Source organism: Pseudomonas proteolytica, from assembly GCF_007858275.1.
Classification (GTDB): Bacteria; Pseudomonadota; Gammaproteobacteria; order Pseudomonadales; family Pseudomonadaceae; genus Aquipseudomonas; species Aquipseudomonas proteolytica.
This window is the reverse complement of the sequence record NZ_VFEV01000015.1, coordinates 41,259-63,205: the sequence shown is the minus strand read 5'-3', so window position 1 is coordinate 63,205 and position 21,947 is coordinate 41,259. Positions and strand designations below refer to the sequence as shown.

Here is a 21,947-nt window from a genome sequence, read left to right as displayed (position 1 = left end):
TTTAATGAGCGCATGCCAGCGTTGGCTGACTGTGATGGGGCGCCATGAACGCAGTTTGTGGCGAAAAATAAATACCTATCGCCACTGTCGGTGTTCGGAAGGCTGACGTCTTTCTTGTTGAGATTGATTTTTATTTGGCTGATTTCAGCAGGGGGAGCGTTATGCAGCATCTGATCAGGCACACCGCCTTGAGCCTGGCACTTGCCACGGCCAGTGCCGTGGCAATGAGCCTGCCGGCACAGGCGGCGCAGCAGCAGAAGACCGACATCCGGACCTACGACATCGAAGCCGGCCAACTGGATCAGGTACTGACGCGCTTTGCCGAGCAGTCCGGGTTGCGGTTGATGGTCGTCAGCGAGTTGGTCGCTGGTCAGCAGTCGGACGGGCTCAAGGGAAATTATCCGGTGCAGCAGGGGCTTGATCGGTTGCTACTGCGCAGCGGCTTGAGCGCCCGGGTCAGTGATGATGTGATCCTGATTGAAAAAAAACCGGCGCAGGGAGGGGCGGTGGAGTTGGGGGCTACCACCATTCAGGGGCAGGGGATGGGGGAGATGACGGAGAACTCCGGCTCCTACACCACCGGACTTGTCAGCGCCGGTTCAAAAACGCCTACCAGTCTGAGGGACACACCGCAGTCGGTGTCTGTCATCACCCAACAGGTCCTGCAAGACCGGCGCATTGTTGATCTATCCGATGCCATGCGGCGCACGCCGGGCATCACCGTCAAAAACGCCAACTACCGCCTGCCGCAGTTCATTTCTCGTGGTTTCCGTATCGATAACATTCAGATTGATGGTGCCTCGCCGATGGACATCGGCTCTGGTATCGGTACCTTCTACGCCAACAAAACCTATGACATGGCTGAGTTCGACCATATCGAAGTGTTGAAGGGGGCGTCCGGCCTGTTCGGCGGTACTGGTGATCCGGGTGGCATCATCAACGCCGTGCGTAAACGTCCGCTGGACTACTTCCAGCTCAAGTTCAATACATCGGCAGGTTCCTGGGACAATTACCGTACTGAGGTCGACGTGACGGGGCCAATGGCCTTTGACGGTAAATTGCGCGGGCGTGTGGTGGTCGCCAATACCGATCGCCAGTACTTCATGGATAACCGTAGCACCGAGAAACCTTTCATTTACGGCGTGTTGGAGGCTGATGTAACAGACACGGCGCGGGTTACCGTCGGAGGGCGCTACGAGAAAATTCATGAAAACGGCACTGGCGACGGTTTGCCACGCTTCAGCACCGGGCGGGACTTGAAGCTCAGTCGTCGCACTTGGTACTCACCGAACTGGGCTTATAGCGATAACAGCTCCCAGGAAATCTTCGCCAAGTACGACCAGGAATTGGCTGACGACTGGAAGTTGAACGTTTCCTTGACCAATACCTTCGATAAAACCGAGACCAAAGGTGCGTTCCTGTGGGGCTCACCTGATCCGGTAACGCTTGAAGGTGCTACCTGGGGAGGGAGTTACATTAGAAACTGGAGCGAACAGACGCTGTTCGATGCCAACGTTTCCGGAAAATTTACGGCGTTCAATCGTGAGCATGAACTGCTGATCGGTGCTGATGCACAGAAGGTGAACAGCCGTTGGCGCTCAACGAAAGCTATGCAGGGCTTCTATCCTGTTGATGTCTACAATCCAGACCTCACGCCTCTACCTTCTGACAGCATTGGCAACAAGCTTGAGCGTGATTACAGCCCCAATACCCGTAAGCAGTATGGTCTGTACTCGACCTTGCGTTTACAACTGACAGATCCGCTCAAATTGATCATCGGCGCCAGGGTGCAGCGCTATAAGTTCGAACAGACCTACATGGCCGTAAAGGCTGATACAGGTGCATGGGGCATTGAGTCCCAGAGCAATCATCGTGAACCGACCAAGTTAGTTCCCTTCGGTGGTTTGGTTTACGCCCTCGATGATGAATGGTCGGCGTACGCCAGCTATTCGGAAATCTTCAAGCCCCAGGCCCAGCAACTGCAAGGCCCAAGTACTTCTGGAAAAGCCCTGGAACCCATGGTTGGCAAGACTTACGAAACCGGTATTAAGGGTGAGCTCTATGGCGGAACGCTGAACGTTTCGGCGGCGCTGTTCTATACCAAGCGCGAGAAAGAGGCGATTCAAGATCCGCGGTACGTGGCGGAATCAGTCTTGTATGGCGGCAGTTGCTGCTATCTGGCTCAAGGCGAAATCATCAGCAAGGGTCTTGAACTAGAAGCCAGTGGTGAGGTGTTGCCTGGGTGGATGGTGATGGGCGGCTACACCTTGAACCTCACAGACAATGGTACCAAGGACACTTTCCTCACTACGGTTACACCCAAGCATTTGGCGAAACTGTGGACCGTTTACACATTGCCTGATCGCCTTTCTGACTGGAAAGTAGGTGGTGGCGTCAACATCCAGAGCGCCAGCTATGCCAGCGGAACTGCTTATCGGGTTGATGGAAAAAATCCTACAGGCAACTACTACGATGTTTCCCGTGAGACGCCTTTTGACTTCGCTCAAGGCGGCTACGCCGTATGGGACGCGATGGTCGAATACAAAGTCGACGAAAACTGGACCGTTGCCCTCAACGGCAACAACCTGTTTGACCGCAAGTACTTCGAGACCCTGAAGACTTCCGAGTACGGCAATTACTACGGTGAACCGCGCAACTACATGCTAACTGTGCGGGGTACGTTCTAGGCTTTCCTTTCGTCGTAGAAAATCACCTCACCTGAGGTGATTTTTTTTGCGTGCGCCAAGCTCGCCAATGATTTAGAGGTGAGTGCTCCCCTGCGTGCCTGACAAGATGAGGTGTGGACCTAAGGCAAAGGTTTTGCGACTGTTACAAAGTGATTGAGAATCCTTCTAAATTATTTTTATCCCGAACGTTCATTAATGGCTCGACACCGATTCAAGCCAAAACCGTCCCTCTGCAACAGGGAGTGGAGTCCGGACGGTTTAACTAAATTCAGGTCATTCCGCCTCAAGAGTGGAAGGCCTTCGACATTAATGACATATCTGGGGCTTAACCAAACAATGAAACGCGAGAGCAAAAGGTTCAGGCAAAAACTCTTCAACACCCCCCTGGCGTCCTGCCGCAGCTGCGTGTCGGTGGCGGTCCTGGGGTTGGCCCTCAGTGTCAGCGGCGGGGCTTTCGCCCAGCCCATGCAGGTGAATGTGCCAGCCCAGTCCCTGGACAAGGCCCTGACCGAGCTGGGTAAGCAGACTGGCCTGCAAGTGCTTTTCGGGCCGGATATGGTTGCTGGCAAGAAGTCCACCGCCGTTAAAGGCACCCTGGAGCCCGAGGCAGCTCTTGAAGCATTGCTCAAAGGCGCGGGGCTGACTTTCCGGATTGAAAACAATACCGTCATCCTTGGCCCCGACAATGGTGCGAGTTCAACTATTGAGCTGGGCGCCACTACCATCCAGGGCCAGGGTATGGGGGAAATGACGGAAAACTCCGGCTCCTACACCACTGGCTTGACCAGTATCGGCTCGAAAACCCCGACCAGTCTGCGGCAGACGCCACAGTCGGTGTCGGTGGTGACGTCACAGGCGATTCAGGACACGAGAGCAGTGGACCTGAACGACGCGTTGAAGCTAGCACCCGGGATCACCTTGCAGAAAACCAGCGTGCGTACCTCAGACTTCTTCTCTCGCGGCTTCATGATCCAGAACATTCAGATCGACGGCGCTGCGCCTATGGCTCTGGGTAACTCCTCAGGGAGTTTTTACTCCAACAAAAACTACGATCTGGTGGAGTTTGACCACGTTGAGGTTCTGCGTGGTGCTTCCGGTCTGTTCGGCGGTACGGGCGACCCAGGCGGGATGATTAACCTTGTGCGTAAGCGTCCGTTGGATGCCTACCAGTTGAAAATAGACACCTCAGCGGGCTCTTGGGATCGTTACCGTACCCAGCTTGATGTCACGGGGCCGCTGGGGTTTGACGGCAAGTTACGCGGGCGTTTGGTCACGGCTTACAGCAAAAACGGTTCTTTCCAGGATCATGTGAGCGACGAAAAACCCACGGTCTACGGCGTTTTGGAAGCTGACGTCCTGCCCAGCACACGGCTGACCTTCGGTGGCCGCTCCGAGCGTATTCATGTGAATGGCTCAGGCGTAGGTTTGCCTCGCTACAGCAACGGCAAGGACCTGGGTCTATCCAGGCGTACCAGCCTCACGCAGGGTTGGGCCTATCAAGACGGGCGCTCGCAGGAGTTGTTTGCCAAGATCGACCACGAACTCAACGATGACTGGAAGATAAACGCGACTTACACCAAGACCCTTGAATCTGGACTCTCAAAAAGTGCTTTTGCTCTGAACGGCGTAAACCCGGTCACTGGCAAAGGTACTTACTGGCAGGGGAATACTACGGCTTATCGCAGCGAACAGGGGTCGGCAGATATCAACCTGTCGGGCAAGTTTGATGCGTTTGGTTTGCGCCATGAGTTTTTGCTCGGTATGGACCATCAGAAGATCAACAGTCGCTGGCGCGGTACCCAACGAAGTTTAGGTGCGCTCGGTGATGTCGATGTGTTTGATCCTGACTCCACGCCCTGGCCTCAGCCACCGACGCGAAAAGATTACTTCCGTGACTACAACCCCAACTCCCAGGTTCAGTACGGGCTGTACTCGACCCTGCGCCTACAACTGGCCGAACCGCTGCATTTGATAGTGGGCGCGCGCGCTCAACGCTTCAAGTTCGACCAGCTCTACACGGCGGACTGGGCAGAGGTCGGGAACTGGGAGGTTGAGTCCGACGTGTCGACGCGGGAATCAACCAAGGTCACACCTTATGGCGGTCTGGTCTATGACTTGACCGATGAATGGTCGACCTATGTCAGTTATTCCGAGCAATATCGCCCGCAGCAGCAAAAACTGCAGGGGCCGCAGCCGGGGTCGGCTATCGAGGCGATGGAAGGTCGTACCTATGAAACCGGGCTCAAGGGCGAACTGTTTGGCGGAGCAGTTAATACCTCCTTCGCGATCTACTACACCGAACGGGAAAATGAGGCCGTAGAAGATCCCCGCTATCCACTGGGCCAGGTGCAGTTTGGTGGCAACTGCTGCTACTTGCCGCAAGGTAAAGTCATCAGCAAAGGCTTCGACATGGAGATATCGGGTGAAGTGATGCCCGACTGGATGTTGATTGCTGGTTATACCTATAACAACAACAAGAACCGTACCAAAAACTCCGCGTTCAGCACCATTACCCCCAAGCATATGGTCAAGCTCTGGAGCACCTACCGTCTGCCGGGAGTGCTCAACGATGTGAAACTGGGGGGTGGGGTTAATCTGCAGAGTGCGACTTTCGTCAGCGGCACTGCGGGAGTGATAGGCAGCGACGGTAACCCCGTCCAGGACGGAAACGGTAACAACCTGTCGATTCCTTTCGACTACAAACAATCGGGTTACGCCGTTTGGAATGCCATGGCTGAATATCGTCTGGATGAAAATTGGACGTTGGCCTATAACCTCAATAACGTGTTCGATAAAACTTATTACTCAACGGTCGGAACCTCGACCACAGGTAACTGGTACGGCGATCCCCGTAACCACATGCTGACCCTGCGCGGTACCTTCTGGTAAGCGCCGTTTGAAAAGAAAAGGGACATCACGAGATGTCCCTTTTCTTTGTCTGACAGAACAGTCCTCCTGTTCAGGCGGTATGCACTTCCAACCACCCCTCGACTGCCGCATAAATCCCGCCAATGTCCGCACTGATCCCCGACATCCGCAGGAAGTCATGGGTCAACCCACGCTGAGTCAACAAAGTAACGTCAGTCCCGGTATCGCGAAGCAACTGGGCATATTCAAGTCCTTCGTCATACAACGGGTCGTACTCGGCCAGGCTGACGTAGGCCGGTGCTAGAGGACCAAGGTTGTTTGCCAATAACGGTGATGTACGCCAGTCGCCACGTTGCTCTACGTCGGGGGTGTAGTGCCTGTAGAACCACTGCAAGGTCTCGCTTTCCAGCAGATAGCCTTCGGCATACCGCAGGTGGGACGGGCGCGTACGTTGAGTGTCGGCCACCGGGTAAAACAGCAACTGAGTCTTGGGTTTTAGCGCAAGGTGCTCGGGTGCCTGCACGGCGCTGATGGCCAGTACCGTAGCCAGGGTGGCGCCGGCGCTATCACCGGCGACGCTGACATTGTCCGGGTCCAGATTCAGGGTATGCGCTTCGCGAGCCAGCCAGTTGGCGCAATCCAGGGCGTCGTTGACGGCCGTGGGGAAGGGATGCTCCGGAGCCAGTCGATAAGCCGGGGCCAGGACCGCTTGGCGTCCGCTTAATGCCAGGCGGCGGCAAATCGAGTCATGGGAGTCAAGGCTGCCGACCACGTAGCCGCCGCCGTGGAAATACAGAATGCTTGGCTGTGAAGGTTGGACGTGATGTGCCGAGCGGTATAGCCGGGCTTCAATCTTTGCGCCGTCGCGTGTCGGGATGTGCAAGGTTGTAATCGTCAGGCTTGCGGGTGGCGATGGGTCGAGGATCTGCGAGCTCAACTCGAACTCCTGCCGCGCCTGATTCACACTCAAGGCATGCATGGGCTGACTCTTGCCACTCAGGCGACCCATTTCAGCCAACTCCAGAAAACCTTCGAGATCGGGGTCCAGGGGCATTACGTGTTCCTTATTGATTCAATACAGTGCCGCCCCTGTGCAAGGGCGGCGTTGGGTTCAGTGGGTCACGGCTTCGTTTTGCGGCAATTGTTGTAGGAGGTCATGGAGCCAGTCCGGGTTTTTCAGGATGTCGTAGTGACCGGCGGTAATCAGTTCGTCGCTCAGAGCACCAGGCACCGGGCTAATGAAGCCGGCTTGCGGCGTGCTGGCCCACCAGCAATGAGGACGGCAGCCGGTATCTGGTAGTACCTGCAATTGTTCGGACAACGCCTTGAGTTTCATCGCCACGATAAACGTGTGGGCCAATTCTTCGGTGCTGATGCTGCTGTATGCCGAGTCGCCAGCGACATTGCTCTGCACCGATGCGATCAACTGTTCCAAGCGTGCAATGTCGCTGCCCGCCGGAATTTCAATCGCCGGCAAACGCTCGCCAGCCACATCGAAGATGACCGCGAGGAAACCGCGTAAGTCATCGCTCCAGTCGTGTTCAGGCTGCGCTTGGCCCTTGGTCGGGGTGAAGGCATCGACCAACCCCACAAATTCCACGACCTGGCCCTGGCTTTCCAGCTCCTGTGCCACCAGCAACGCCAATGGACCACCGAGGGACCAGCCCAGCAGGTGGTACGGACCATCGGCCTGTTTCTGCCGGATGTACTGTGCATAGTCGATGGCCATGGCCTGCAAGGATTCATCCTCCCAATCACGGTCCAGCAGCATTCGGCATTGCAGGCCATAGACACTGCGCTGGCCGTCCAGGCGCCGGGCCAAGGGCTCGTAGTCGAACACCGTGCCGAAACCGGCGTGCAGGCAGAACAGCGGCGCGGCATTGGCCACCCGATTGTTGAGCAGCAACAGTGGGTCCAGGTTCTGTTCGCCCGCAGCGTAGCCCGACAGTTCGGCAATGGTCGGTTTGCCCATCATGTCGCGCAGCTTGAGGCTCAGCCCCAGCTCCGGTTGACTGCGTACTTTGGACAGCACTTTAAGCACCCGAAGCGAGTCGCCGCCCAGTTCGAAGAAGTTGTCGGTGACCCCGACTTGCTCTACCTCCAACACCTCTTGCCAGATCACTGCCAAGGCTTTTTCCAGTGCGTTGCGCGGGGCGATGAATTCGCGTCCCTTGAAGTCCGGGTCGGGCAGGGCCTGGCGATCCAGCTTGCCGTTCGGGTTGAGCGGGAAGCTCTCTAGCACGAGGATTTGCACCGGCACCATATAGTCCGGCAGATCCTGTTGCAGTTCGCCACGCAGGCGCTCACCGAGGCCGGCGACTTCGCTGGCGACCACATAACCGATCAGCTGTTTGCCTCCGGCAGTTTCCCGGGCAACCACCACAGCATCCTGAACGCCTGAGAGGTCGCGTAAACGTGCTTCGATTTCTCCCAGTTCAATACGGAATCCTCGGATCTTCACCTGATTATCCAGGCGCCCCAGGTAATCAATCACTCCGTCGGCTCGTTGGCGCACCAAGTCGCCGGTGCGGTACAGGCGTGCGCCGGTAGTGGAGAAGGGGTCAGCGACAAAACGCTCTGCACTCAATCCCGGGCGCTGGTGATAGCCGCGCGCCACACCTTCGCCGCCGATATACAACTCACCGGCCACTCCATCCGGCACGGCATTGAGGGCATCGTCCAGCACATAGAGAGTACGTTCTCCGACACGCTCGCCGATCGGCGCATAAACCGCGCCACACACGGCGTCTACCGGGACTTTCCACAGCAGTGGGGTCACCACGGTTTCAGTCGGACCGTAACCGTTAGTCAAGTACTGCGGCTTGAGGGCACGCTTGACCAGTTCGAAGTTGGCGTCGGCCACCGCATCACCGCCAAAGCAGTAGATGCGTACCGGTGGCGGCGCCTGCTCCTGAGTCTGGGCGAACTCTGCGAGTTGCTGCAGATAGGCGGGCGGGAAGCAAGCGATGCTGATGGCATGCTGGTGCAGCGCGTGCCAGGTTTCTTCTGCGGTCCACAGGCGATTGTCGCGCACCACCAGGCGAGCGCCGCTGGCCAACGTCGAGAGCCAACGCTCCTGGGCACCGTCGAAGGCAAACGACATAAACAGTAACTCGCGGGTGTTGGCGTCCATGTCGTAGCGCCGGGCAATGGCCTGGCAATGCATGCGGATCTGCCCATGGCTGACCGCCACGCCTTTGGGCTTGCCGGTGGAACCTGAGGTGTAGATCAGGTAGGCAAGGTTGTCATCCAGTACGGCGCTGGCAGGGCAGTGGTCGGGCTGACTGTCCAGGCTCAGGCCGTCGAGCGCGATCAGTGCCGGAGCCCATGGTTGATTGAAGCGCGAATGCAAACTCTCGTGGGTGATCAACAAACTCATGGCCGAGTCTTCGACGATCCACTGCACGCGTTCCTGGGGATAGTCGATGTCCAGCGGCACATAAGCGCCTCCGGTTTTCATGACCGCGTAGAACGCGACGATGATGTCAACCGAGCGCTCCAAGGCAATCCCGACAAAACTTTCCGGCCCTATTCCTTGGGCAATCAGGTAATGGGCCAGGCGGTTGGCGCGGGACTCCAGTTCTCCATAGGTCAACTGAGCGTCGGCACATACCACTGCGACGGCGCCGGGTGTGGCTGCTGCGTGGCTTCGGATGACCTCGGCCAGCAACGGCGCCGTTTCCTGCAAAGGGGCCAGTATGTTGCGTTGGTTGAGGCGTTGCTGCTCGTTGTTGCTGAGCATGGCCAGGTTGCCAAGGGTTGCGTCGGGGTTGTCGAGCATGGCGCACAGCAAGGTTTCGAAGCTTGTGCGGATTTGCTCGGTCGCTTCTGGGGTGAAGCGGTTGCGCAGGTACATGAACTCGATGGTCAGGGTATTGCCCAGGCGGACTTCCAGGTCCATGGCAAAGTTGGTTACTCCTCGCGCTTTCACCTCGCCAAAGGTTAGCTGCTGCTGTTCAGCATTATGGAGACGCTCGTCCAGGGGGAAGTTTTCAAAGACGATGATACTGTCGAACAATGATTGCCCACCCTGGCCAGACCAGCGCTGCACATCTGCCAATGAGGCATGCTCATAGTCGCGCACCTCAATGTTGTAGGTCTGTAGCGCTTGTAGCCATTGACCCAGGAGCATTTCCGGCTCAGGCGTCTGGATGATTGGCAAGGTATTGATAAACAGCCCCAGTATGGCATCCGAACCCGGCAGGGTCGCCGGGCGTCCGGCCACTGTGGCACCGAAGCATACGGTTGCGTGACCGGTAAAGCGTTGCAGCAGCAACAGCCACGCGGCCTGGATCAACGTGTTAGGGGTGACGCGCCAGCGTTGGGCCTGTTCACGCAAGCGCTGTGTCGGTTCTTTGGTCCAGTCGAGGTATAGCGCTTCATGCCCTTCGAGTTGTGGCTCCGGGCGTGGCGCAATGCTGGTGGCCAAGGTTGTTGCGCCGCTGAACCCTTGCAGCTTGTCTTTCCAGAACTGTTCAACCTTAGTCTTCGACTGGTTTTTAAGCCAGAGGATGTAGTCCCGATAGCTTTCAGGTGGGGTGCTCGGCGCTTGACCCAGGTAGGTTTGCAGTACTTCACCCAGCAGCCGTGAACTGGACCAGCCATCCATCAGAATGTGGTGGCTGTTCCAGATCAGATGAACCTTGTTGCCCGCAAGCTTGACCAGCGTTACGCGCATCAACGGTGCCTGAAGTAAATCAAAGCCTTGAGCATAGTCCGCTGCAACCAGTGCTTTTATGCGTTCAGGCGTGACAGGCGCGTCTTGCCAGTCGAGTACCTGTGTCGCCAGAAGTGCGCGGGTATAGACCACTTGCAAAGGTTCGGCGAGCAGGTTTGAGTTCCAGAACCCGGTTCGCAGGGTTGGGTGGCGCTTGATAACACTGTCCCATGCTGCGATGAATCGCTCGACGTGCAGACCGTCTACTTCAACATCCATTTGGTTGATGTAGACCGCAGCTTCAGCGTCCTCCAGGGTGTGGAAGAGCATGCCCTGCTGCATTGGCGACAGGGGGTAAATATCTTCGACCAGACGGGCTGCTATGGGCAAGCTGTCCAGCTGGGCCTGGGTCAGGCTACACAGTGGGAAGTCCGACGGGCTTAGGCCTGCGTTTTCTGGACGGGTGCAATGAACAATCAGCGCCTGCAATTCGTCGAGATACTCCTGAGTCAATTGCTCAACGCTGGTGCTGTTGAACCAGAGGGTATCAAAGCTCCAGCTTAGGACCAGTTGGCCTTCCTCCAGTTGACTGACAATGCTCAGACCTTTCTCTGGCAGGTTGGTCGCCATCGGCGACACTCTGCGCGCGCGGAACAATGGGTAGTTGCTGATAGCTGGCAGCGCATTGAAACTAATCAATGGTCTTGCAACGTGTGCGAGCGCTCCATTTTCCAGATAACGGGAAATGCCGAAACCAATGCCCGCATCAGGAATTGCTCGCAGTTGTTCCTTGGTCTGCTTGATCGATTGATCCAGAGTATTTGTCATCGACAGTTGCACCGGGATTCCCGGTGTGGCGCCAACAACAGTGCGCGCCATGTTCAGCCCATTGGGCGCCACAGGACGAGTGTGCAGTTGCAACTCGATCAGGCAGGTGTGCTGCGCAGTCCAGCGACGGAGCACGCGGGCCAGGGTTGTGAGCAGCAAGGTATCAACGTCGCACCGGTAGGCCAGTGGTGCTTGTTGTAATAGTTGCTCCGTCAGATTTTTGTCCAAGATTGTGCGTAGCGTCAGGACTTGATGAGCCGCAGTCTCAGATTGCTCCCATGGTAGGTCATGGGTAACGGGTGCCTGGCTCCAATATGCCTGGTGAGGATTGGCGGCAACGGTGTGCAAGTGTTCGGCCCAGGCTTTCACACTAGTAGTTTTCGCCGGCAACATGACCGCCTGGTTGGCGGCCAAGTTCGCGTAGGCAGCTTGCAGGTCTTCAAGCAAAATTGACCAGGAGTATTCGTCGACAGCTAGTGGCAGGGCAGCCAGTACCAGGCGCTGTTCGCCTGAAGGCAGCGTAGCTAGCATCCCTTGCAGTAGCGGGCCATCCATCAGCGTGGACTGTTGTTGCAGTACTTGGTAAAGCGCTTCCAGTCCGCTGAGGTCACTGATTGCCTGCTGTTGTAGCAAAGGTCCGTCATGTGTCGCGAAATACCCCTCCTGATCGTTAAAGCTCAGGCGCAAGCCGTCGTGATGGTGGACGAGGACCTGCAACGCCGCCTCAAGGGTCTCGGCCACCAACGGGGTATGCGGCTCGAGCAACATTAGAGTTGCACCATTTGGCGCACCCAATTGCTGGCGGTGGATTGGCAACAATGGCATTTTTCCGCTAACCGGTGCCTGGTCAGCGCCTACATCAGCCTGGTCAAGTTGTGCGACGGATGCCAAGCCTTGTACGGTCTGGTGTTCGAACAATGCTTTGGGGGTGAAGTGAATACCTGCTTGGCGGGCTCGGCTGACCACTTGGATAGAGATAATCGAATCCCCACCCAGTTCGAAGAAGTTGTCGGTAATGCCCACCTGCTCACGCTTGAGAACGTCCTGCCAGATTGTAGCGATCTGTTGTTCCAAGGCGCTTTGCGGTGCAACGAAGGTGGCTTGTGACAGAACCGCGTCTGGCGCCGGCAAGGCCTTGCGATCCAGTTTTCCGTTGGGGGTCAACGGCAGCTCCGCAAGGAATATCAGTTGTGCCGGTACCATGTATTCCGGTAACTGGGATTTAAGCTGAATCTTGATCGACTCGCGCAGTTGGACCTGTGTTTCAAGGCTGGCGAGGGTTCCATCGGGTTGGACTGGAGCGATGTATGCCACCAATTGCAGGCCGCTCATACCATCTACGGCCAGTACAGCCGCTTCTCGTACGCTGTCCTGTGCCAGCAGGCGCGCTTCGATCTCACCCAGTTCGATACGGAATCCACGAATTTTGACTTGATGATCGATACGCCCGACGTATTCGATCGCGCCATCGGCGCGATAACGGGTCAGGTCACCGGTGCGGTACAGGCGATCGCCGCTGGAGGAGAACGGATTGGGTATGTATTTTTCAGCAGTCAATGCTGCGTTGCCGAGATAGCCCCGTGTGATTCCGGCGCCGGCTAGGTGTAGCTCGGCGCCAACCCCGACAGGCACCGCATTCAGGTTGGCGTCGAGCATATAGCCCTGGGTATTGTTTAGCGGCCGGCCAATATTGGCCTGACCACCAGCTTCGCGGCGGGTCCAAGTGGAATAGGTGGTGTCTTCGGAAGGGCCGTAGAGGTCGTAAACATGCTTGATTGTGGCTTGCTGGTAAAGGCTATCCACCAGCGATTGCTTCAGTGGCTCACCGGCCAGGTTGATAATTTTTACGCTATCAGGGATTTGCCCAGCACGCTGCAAGGCATTGATTGCCGAAGGCACGGTGTTGATCAGGCGAACCTGGTCGCGCGCCGGCAGGTCTGGCAGTTCCAGCGCATTGCGGGCGAGGATGAGCGAGCCGCCGTTGGCTAGGGTAACGAAGATTTCCCACACCGACAGGTCGAAGCACACCGACGTGGAGGCCAGTACGCCTTGGATTTCTTCGCGGCTGTAGACTTGCTGCGACCAATGGATCAGCGCCAGCACGTTGCGATGGGCGATAGCCACGCCTTTGGGTTTTCCGGTCGAGCCGGAGGTGTAGATCACATAGGCCAGGTTGTCCGGGCTCGGTTGCGTCGCCGGGTTGAGGCGTGGGTAGTGGTCGAGCCACCCTTTCGCTGGCTCATATACCAGCGGTTGCACGCCGATCGGGACTGACAGTGAGTCGAGTACATCGGACTGTGTGATCAGCACTTCCAGGCCGCTGTCTTGCATCATGTACGCCAGGCGGTCGGCGGGGTAGTCCGGGTCCAGCGGCACATAGGCGCCCCCGGCCTTGAGTGTTGCCAGCAGGCTGACAATCATTGGTATGCCACGCTCAAGGGCTATCCCTACAAGGCGATCGGGGCCAATGCCTGAAGCACTCAGCTTGTGGGCCAGCTGGTTGGCTTGCTCGTTGAGTTGGCGGTAGGTCAGCGATTGATGACCCACTATCAGAGCAACAGCTTCCGGCGTGCGTTCAGCCTGAGTTTCAATCCGTTGGGTGACACTGTGCTGGAGCAGGTAGTCGGTTACGGGTGGGTTCCATTGCGCCATGACCTGTTGTTCAGCGGCATCAAGCATCGAGAGTTCGCCCAATGCGCAATCAGGATGGTCGAGCATGCTCAACAGCAAGCCAGTCAGGTGACGGTTGAGTTGATCGATAGCCTCTTCAGAAAAATCACTGTTGGCATAGTGGTAATGCAGGGACAGGGCATCGCTCAGCCCCACCATCAATGTCAGCGGATAATTGGTTTGCTCCTGAAGGCGGATGCCATCAAAGCGCAACTGTGAAGAACTACCTTGCTCCAGCGCCTCGGAGACCGGGTAGTTTTCAAACACCAGTAGGCTGTCGAACAGCCCTTCACCGGACAGTTGCGACCAACGTTGCACCTCGAAAAGAGGAGTGTGTTCATGTTCGCGCAAGGCCAGGTTCTGCGCCTGCACCGTTTGTAGCCATTGTCCGACGGATTGCTCTGCGTATGGGCTGGCAATGACCGGCAGGGTATTGATGAAGAGGCCAATCTGCTGTTCGATGCCTTTGAGTTCAGCCGGGCGGCCCGATACGGTTGCGCCAAAGCACACACAGTCTTGTCCGGTATAGCGTTGTAGCAGCAACAGCCAGGCTGATTGCAGGAGGGTATTGACCGTGACCTTCTGTTGGCGAGCAAACTCGCTTAGGCGCTTGGTCTGGGCCACTTCAAGGTATCGAGGGCAGTGGCCGTAGCCTTTGCCAGATTTGGCTGGCGTCGGGATAGCTTGTGCCAATCGGGTAGGTTCGGTCAGCCCAACCAATTGTCCACGCCAGAAGTTTTCGCTCAGGGCCTGGTCTTGGTGTTGTAGCCAGGCAATGTAGTCCCGATAGAGTCCGGCAGGCTTGGCGTCGTGTTGGCCGTTGTAGCGTTGTAGCACCTCGCCCAGCAATTGTGAGTTGCTCCAGCCGTCCATCAGGATGTGGTGATGGGTATAAATCAAGTGATGCCGCGATTCACCTGTGCGTACCAGTTGCAGGCGCAGCAGTACGGACTCACTGAGTTCGAAGCCTTCCTGCTCTGCTGCGGCCAATGTATCTAGCGCTTCTTCCAGATGGGGTTGCGCGCGCCAGTCATGCAAGGCGAATGGCAATTTCAGGTGCTTGCGCACCAGTTGCACCGGGGCCGGCAAATCGCCTTGCCAGAGGAACTGAGTGCGCAAGATGTCCCGGGCATCCATCGCCGCTTGCCAGGCTTGCTGGAAGCGCTCGGGGTCCAAACCTTCGACGTCAAGGCGCATCTGGTTGAAGTAGTTGCCTGAGTCGTGCTCATACAGGGAGTGAAACAACATCCCCTGCTGCATCGGTGACAGCGGATAGATATCTTCGATTTGCGCAGCCTTCACCGTAAGCGCATCCAACTGCCGCTGGTTCAAACCCGCCAGAGGGAAGTCGGAAGGGGTTGTGCCCTGGTTGTGGGGCTGACAGCAATGCTCGATCAGCGCGGTGAGTTCGACGATGTAGTCATCGGCCAAGCGTTCGATGGTCTGTTCGTCGAACATTTGACTGCTGTATAGCCAGTTCACGCTCAACTCGCCGCCATACACCTGGCTGTTGATACTCAACCAGTTGGCCAGGGGGGCTTCGGTGTGTTGTTCGGCACCGGCGCTTTCTCCGCAAGGAGAGAACAGTGCGCCTTGGGCAGCATCGAAGCTGGCGTCGAATTGCCCAAGATAGTTGAAGGTGATGCGTGGTTGGGGCAAGTCGCGCAGGAGCTTTTGCACCGCTTCGTCGCCCATTTCACGCAAGACACCAAATCCCAGGCCTTTTTCCGGGATGGCTCGCAGTTGCTCCTTGATGTGCTTGATCGATTGCTCAAGTGTAGCGGCCGCCGAAAGCTTGATCGGGAAGATACTGGTGAACCAGCCGACCGTACGGGTCAGGTCTATGTCGTCAAACAATTCTTCGCGGCCATGGCCTTCGAGCTGGATCAGGGTATCGTCACGCCGGGTCCAGCGCCCTACTACCCGCGCCAGGGCGGTGAGCAGCAGATCGTTGATTTGCGTGCGGTAAGCCGCCGGGGCCTGTTGAAGCAACTGGCGCGTCTGGGCCTGCCCCAGTCTGACCTGCAAGTTACGGCTATGGCGATTGTGCAGGCTGGCGTCTGGATGCTCACACGGCAGGTCGGTGGCAACGCCGTTCAATTGTTGTTGCCAGTATTCGATTTCCTCCTGCAAGGCATCACTCTGCGCGTATTCCCGCAAGCGCTCGCCCCAAGCTTTCACCGAACTGGTTTTGTGTGGCAGTTGATGTGTTTGCCCGGAATTCTGTTGGCGATAAAGTGTTTGCAGGTCCTCGAACAGGATGCGCCAGGACACACCGTCAACCACCAAGTGATGGATGACGATCAACAAGCGTTGCTCGCCGTTTGGCAGATTGCTCAGAACTGCCCTGAGCAGCGGACCTTCTTGCAGGTCCAGGCTGCGCTGGGCCTTATCGTAAAGAGGGACCAGTGCTGCCACGTCGGCGACATCCTGCTGCCAGAGTACGGTGCGCAGGGTTGGGGCGACAACGTGTCCAGCCCAGCCGGTGCCTTGCGGTTTGAAGTTCAATCGCAACGCGTCGTGGTGCTCGATTAGCCCTTGCAGTGCATCTTCCAGTGCCCGGGCATCCAGGACTTCATGGGGTTGGAGCGCTACCGATTGATTCCAGTGGTGACGTTCAGGGATGTCCTGCTGGAAGAACCACTGATGAATCGGTAGCAGCGCCACCTCTCCAGAGACCGGACCTTGATCGACTCCCGCCCGGTCGCTGGTCAATTGGGTGATAGAGGCCAAGCCTTGCACGGTCTGGTGCTGGAACAGTTCTTTGGGGGTGAAGTGAATCCCTGCTTGACGCGCCCGGCTGACTACCTGGATCGAGATGATCGAGTCGCCCCCTAGCTCAAAGAAGTTATCAGTCAGTCCAACGTGCTCCAGTTTGAGTACGTCTTGCCAGATAGCGGCAATCTGTTGCTCAAGTGCGCTTTGCGGGGCTACGAATTGGTCGGTCAGTGCGCCAAGTTCAGGAGCGGGCAAGGCCTTGCGGTCAAGCTTTCCGTTGGGCGTCAGGGGCAGCTCGGCCAGGAATATCAGATGGGTTGGCACCATATATTCCGGCAGGTGTTCCCGCAGCGCCGTCCTGATTGTTTCGCGCAATGACGCCTGAGCATCACTATCTGCCGGGAGTTGGGTTGGAACCATGTAAGCCACCAACTGCTGACCGCTCGCCCCGTCCACTGCCATTAGCGCTGCTTCTTGTACGCTTTCCTGAGCCAGCAGCCGCGATTCGATTTCACCCAACTCAATACGGAACCCGCGGATCTTTACTTGGTGATCGATACGACCGATGTATTCAAGCGTGCCATCGGACCGATGACGAGCCAGGTCGCCCGTGCGATACATACGTTCGCCGGGGGCCGCAAATGGATTTGGAACGAACTTCTCGGCGCTCATGCCTGGGCGGAGCAAGTAGCCCCGGGTAATCCCTGCACCGGCCAGGTAAAGCTCAGCAGTGATGCCTGGTGCGACGGGTTGTAGTTGAGCATCCAGCAGATAACTTTGGGTGTTGTGCAGCGGTCGGCCGATATTGGCCTGGCCACCCGCCTCACGGCGGGTCCAGGTGGAGTAGGTGGTGTCTTCGGATGGGCCGTAGAGGTCGTAGATGTGATTGATGGTCGCCTGCTGGTAAAGACTGTCCACCAGCGACTGCTTCAGCGGTTCACCGGCGAGGTTGATGATCCGCACGCTATCGGGGATTTGCCCCGCACGCTGCAAGGCATTGATCGCCGACGGTACGGTGTTGATCAGGCGCACCTGATCGCGCGCTGGCAGATCTGGTAGCTCCAGGGCATTGCGGGCGAGGATGAGTGAGCCTCCGTTGGCCAGGGTAACGAAGATTTCCCATACCGACAGGTCGAAGCACACCGACGTGGAAGCCAGTACGCCCTGGATATCTTCTTGGCTGTAGACCTGTTGCGACCAATGGATCAGCGCCAGCACGTTGCGATGGTCGATAGCCACGCCTTTGGGTTTTCCGGTCGAACCGGAGGTATAGATCACATAGGCAAGGTTATTGGACGAGACCGAGATGATCGGTGCGGTCAGTGGGTAGCCGGCCAGTTCTCCGGCCAATTGATCTATCAGCAATACCTGTGCCTGGGTGCGCGGCAGGTCGGCGAGCAGCTCACTTTCGGTCAGTAGAACCGCGGCACCACTGTCTTCAAGCATGTAGGCGACACGGTCGACGGGGTAGTCCGGGTCCAATGGTACATAGGCGCCGCCGGCCTTGAGCACGCCCAGCAAGGCGACTATCAAGGCGTCCGAACGCTGCATGGCTACGCCAATCCGGACTTCTGGGCCAACGCCCATGGCGATCAACTTGTGGGCCAGTTGGTTGGCCCGTTCGTTCAATTGGCTACGGCTCAACGTGCGCTCGCCATCGATCAGCGCCAGGGTGTCCGGTGCGCGGTCGGCTTGATCTTGAATACGTTGGCCGACAGTATCGTGGTCTTGATAAGCCCCCGCTGTGTCGTTCCAAGTGCGTAGCAGGTGCTGTTCAGGTTCAAGTAATAGGTTGAGATCGCCCAGCGACAGTTGTGCTGAGTGGCAAATACTGTCGAGCAACTGCGCCAGATGAGCACTGATTTGCTCAATGAGGCTTGGAGTGAAGTGCTTGAGGTCGTAGCTGTAGCGCAACGACAGCTTGTCGTTCAGACCTACAGCGAGTGTCAACGGATAGTTGGTTTGCTCATGGTTACTCAGTTCGCCGAAACTCAGGGAGTCGCAGGCGCCTTGCTCCAGTGCTTCTGAAATCGGGTAGTTTTCAAATACCAGCAGGTTGTCGAAGAGCGCTTCACCGGCCAGATCGGACCAACGCTGTACCTCGTAGAGTGGTGTGTGTTCCTGCTCGCGCAATGCCAGGTTCTGGTTCTGGATCTGTTGCAGCCACTGTGCGACCGACTGCTCCTGACGGGGGCTGGCGATGACCGGCAAGGTATTGATGAACAATCCGATCTGTTGCTCGATACCCTTGAGTTCCGCAGGGCGTCCCGACACGGTGGCACCGAAGCAAACGGTATCGTGACCAGTGTAGCGTTGCAGCAAAAGCAGCCAGGCAGCTTGTAGCAAGGTGTTGACGGTAACTTTCTGCTGGCGCGCGAATTCGCTCAATACGAGGGTACGAGCCGGGTCCAATTGCTGGAAGTGCTCGGCGTAACCTTCGGTCTCAGGGCGATGAGCCGCGGCCTGGGCCAGACGTGTCGGTTCCTGCAAGGCCGCTAGCTGTTTGCGCCAGAAGTCCCGGCTGACGGCTTTGTCCTGGCGTTGCAACCAGCCAATGTAGTCGCGGTAGCTGCCATGGGTTTTGGCCTGGAACTGCCCGTTGTAGCGCTGTAGAACTTCGCCCAGCAGTTGCGAGTTGCTCCAGCCGTCCATCAGGATGTGGTGGTGGGTATAAATCAGGTGATAGCAAGTGTCGCCGGTGCGCACCAATTGCAGGCGTAGTAGGGGCCCCTGGCTCAGGTCAAAGCCCAAGCGTTCGCGGTGGGCCAGTTCGTCGAGAGCCGCAGTTTGTTGCTGCTCACTGCGCCAGTCGTGCAGGGTGAAGGGCAGGGTTGCCTGTTTATGTACCAGTTGCAGTGGGGCATCGATTTCGCCCTGCCAAAGGAAGTTGGTGCGCAGGATATCGTTGGCTTCGACCGCCGCCTGCCATGCCTGATGAAAGCGCTCTGGCACCAGTCCGTCAATGTCCAAGCGCATCTGATTGATGTAACTACCAGAGTCGTGTTCATAGAGGGCGTGGAACAACATGCCTTGCTGCATTGGCGACAAGGGATACAGGTTTTCGATCAGATGAGCCGGCACTGGCAGCGCATCCAGCTGCGCTTGTGACAACTGCGCCAATGGCACGTCCGAGGGGGTGATTGCGCTGTTTTGTGGTTGGCAGCAATGATCAATCAGCGTTGCCAGCTCCTGTGCATACTCGTCTGCAAGTCGCTGTAGGGTCGCCTCATCGAACATGTCGCGGCTGAAGGTCCAGTTCAGGCTCAACTCGCCGCCATAGACTCGGCCATTGATACTCAGCCAGTTCGCCAGCGGTGCTTGGGGGCTTTGCTCATCTCCAGTGCTTTCTCCGGATGGGGCGAACAGCGCGTGGTCCTCGCTATCGAAACTACCGTCGAACTGGCCGAGGTAGTTGAAGGTAATGCGTGGCTCGGGCAGCTCACACAAGGAGGCGCGTGCCTGGTCGTCGCCCAGGTAACGCAGGGCGCCAAAGCCAATGCCTTTGTTCGGGATTGCCCGCAGTTGTTCCTTGATCTGCTTGATGGATTGCCCAGGAGCGGCGGCAGGGGTCAGTTTTACCGGGAACAGGCTGGTAAACCAGCCGACGGTGCGTGTCAGGTCGATGCTGTCGAATAGATCTTCGCGGCCATGGCCTTCCATTTGCACCAACACTGACGACTGTTGTGTCCAGCGTGTGATGACGCGGGCCAATGCGCTGAGCAGTAGGTCGTTGACTTGGGTGCGATAGGCGGCAGGCGCGTCTTGCAGCAGTCGGCGAGTCAGCGTTTGGTCAAGATGAGTCTGCACACTGACGGCATCGGCGTTCTGACGGTTACCCGCCGGGTTTTTGCACGGCAGGTCGCAGGTGACGTCTTGCAGTTGCTGCTGCCAGTACGCCAACTCGTGTTGCAGGGCTTCGCTGGCTGCGTAGGTTTGTAGTTGCTCGGCCCAGGCCTTGGCAGAGCTGGTCTTGAGCGGCAGTTTCAAGGCTTGCCCGGCTTGTAATTGGCGGTAGGCTGTTTGCAGGTCTTCAAACAGGATGCGCCACGAGACACCATCGACGGCCAGGTGATGAACCACCAGCAGCAGGCGTTGTTCGCCGCCAGGCAGGTCAATCAGTATCGCCCGTAACAGGGGACCATCGTGCAGATCGAGGCTACGTTGGGTGGCGTTGGCAATGGTGGACAGCTCGCTGTGATCGGCACTGACCTGTTGCAGCAGCGCGGCCTTCTCCCAGGCCTGTCGCTGGCTGGCGACCGACCGATAATGGGCGCTCCAGTTGCCCGCTTGTTTGCTGAAGGATACACGCAGGGCATCGTGGTGCAGCACCAGTGCTTGTAGCGCTTGTTCAAGGTGCCCGGATTGCAGCGTCTGGGCGGGCCGCAGCATGACTGCCTGGTTCCAGTGGTGCTGCTGCGGGATGTCTTGCTCAAAGAACACTTGCTGGATAGGCAGCAATGGCAGGATACCCTGAGCAGGGCTTTGATCAATGATCTGGCCGGCCTCGCCAGTACGGGCCACTGACGCGAGGCCCTGTACGGTTTGGTGCTGGAACAGCTCCTTGGGAGTGAAGTGGATCCCGCCCTGGCGGGCGCGACTGACCACTTGGATCGAAATGATCGAGTCACCGCCCAACTCGAAGAAGTTGTCAGTGAGCCCCACATTTTCACGTTTGAGCACGTCTTGCCAGATCGAGGCGATCTGTTGCTCCAGGGCACTTTGTGGCGCGATAAATGCGGCCTGTGGCTGCACAGAGTCGGGAGCTGGCAAGGCTTTGCGGTCAAGCTTGCCATTGGGGGTCAATGGTAGCTGTGCAAGGAAAATCAGTTGCGCCGGCACCATGTATTCCGGCAGATGTGTCTTGAGGCGAGCTTTGATCGACTCGCGCAGGCGTGACTGAGCTGCTTGGTCCGCCAGCACCTCTTCGCAGTGAGAGGGTGCGATATATGCCACCAACTGCAATCCACCGGCACCTTCTAGTGCCAGGACGGCGACCTCTCGGAGGTTGTCCATTGCCAGCAGGCGAGCTTCGATTTCACCGAGTTCTATACGGAAACCACGAATCTTCACTTGATGGTCAATGCGCCCGACGTACTCGATCACGCCATCGGCGCGATAACGGGTCAGGTCGGCGGTGCGGTACAGGCGCTCGCCGGTGGTGGAAAATGGGTTGGGTACATACTTTTCGGCGGTCAAGGCTGGCTGGCCGAGATAGCCCCGGGTGATCCCGGCACCGGCCAGGTGCAGCTCGGCGGCAACCCCGGTAGGTACTGGCTGCAGGTCGGCATCGAGCAGGTAGCTCTGAGTATTGTGCAGCGGTCGGCCAATGTTGGCCTGGCCTGCTACTTCACGGCGAGTCCAGGTGGAGTAAGTGGTGTCTTCGGACGGCCCGTAAAGGTCGTAGACATGCTCAACCGTAGCCTGCTGATAGAGGCTATCGACCAGCGACTGCTTCAGTGGCTCACCCGCGAGGTTGATGATGCGCACGCTCTCGGGGATCTGCCCGGCACGCTGCAAGG

General features: G+C 57.6%; 4 protein-coding genes (1 of these 4 only partly in view). 2 read left to right on the top strand and 2 right to left on the bottom strand.

Features of this window, described 5'->3' with window-relative positions; all coding sequences use genetic code 11:
* Positions 1-161 precede the first annotated feature (161 nt).
* Complete coding sequence (locus tag FIV38_RS12860; protein WP_092235452.1) at positions 162-2,687, top strand: TonB-dependent siderophore receptor; 2,526 nt, start codon at positions 162-164, stop codon at positions 2,685-2,687.
* A 336-nt stretch (positions 2,688-3,023) separates the two neighbouring features.
* Positions 3,024-5,576 (top strand): TonB-dependent siderophore receptor, encoded by a 2,553-nt coding sequence (locus tag FIV38_RS12855; RefSeq protein WP_092235455.1) that lies wholly within the window; start codon positions 3,024-3,026, stop codon positions 5,574-5,576.
* 70 nt (positions 5,577-5,646) lie between these two features.
* Here the strand turns inward: FIV38_RS12855 and FIV38_RS12850 are convergent, their stop codons facing one another.
* Positions 5,647-6,609 (bottom strand): alpha/beta hydrolase, encoded by a 963-nt coding sequence (locus FIV38_RS12850; protein ID WP_092235459.1) that lies wholly within the window; start codon positions 6,607-6,609, stop codon positions 5,647-5,649.
* 57 nt (positions 6,610-6,666) lie between these two features.
* Positions 6,667-21,947: the 3' portion of a non-ribosomal peptide synthetase gene (locus tag FIV38_RS12845; RefSeq protein WP_092235462.1), read on the bottom strand. 2,257 nt of this gene lie beyond the right edge of the window; the window shows 15,281 of its 17,538 coding nt (coding positions 2,258-17,538); the start codon falls outside the window, past its right edge; its stop codon occupies positions 6,667-6,669.

What these genes read in the sequence shown, in the direction of transcription:
- FIV38_RS12850 (WP_092235459.1), bottom strand. Translation starts at nt 6,609, where the DNA reads ATGCCCCTGGACCCCGATCTCGAAGGTTTTCTGGAGTTGGCTGAAATG.
- FIV38_RS12860 (WP_092235452.1), top strand. Translation starts at nt 162, where the DNA reads ATGCAGCATCTGATCAGGCACACCGCCTTGAGCCTGGCACTTGCCACG.
- FIV38_RS12855 (WP_092235455.1), top strand. Translation starts at nt 3,024, where the DNA reads ATGAAACGCGAGAGCAAAAGGTTCAGGCAAAAACTCTTCAACACCCCC.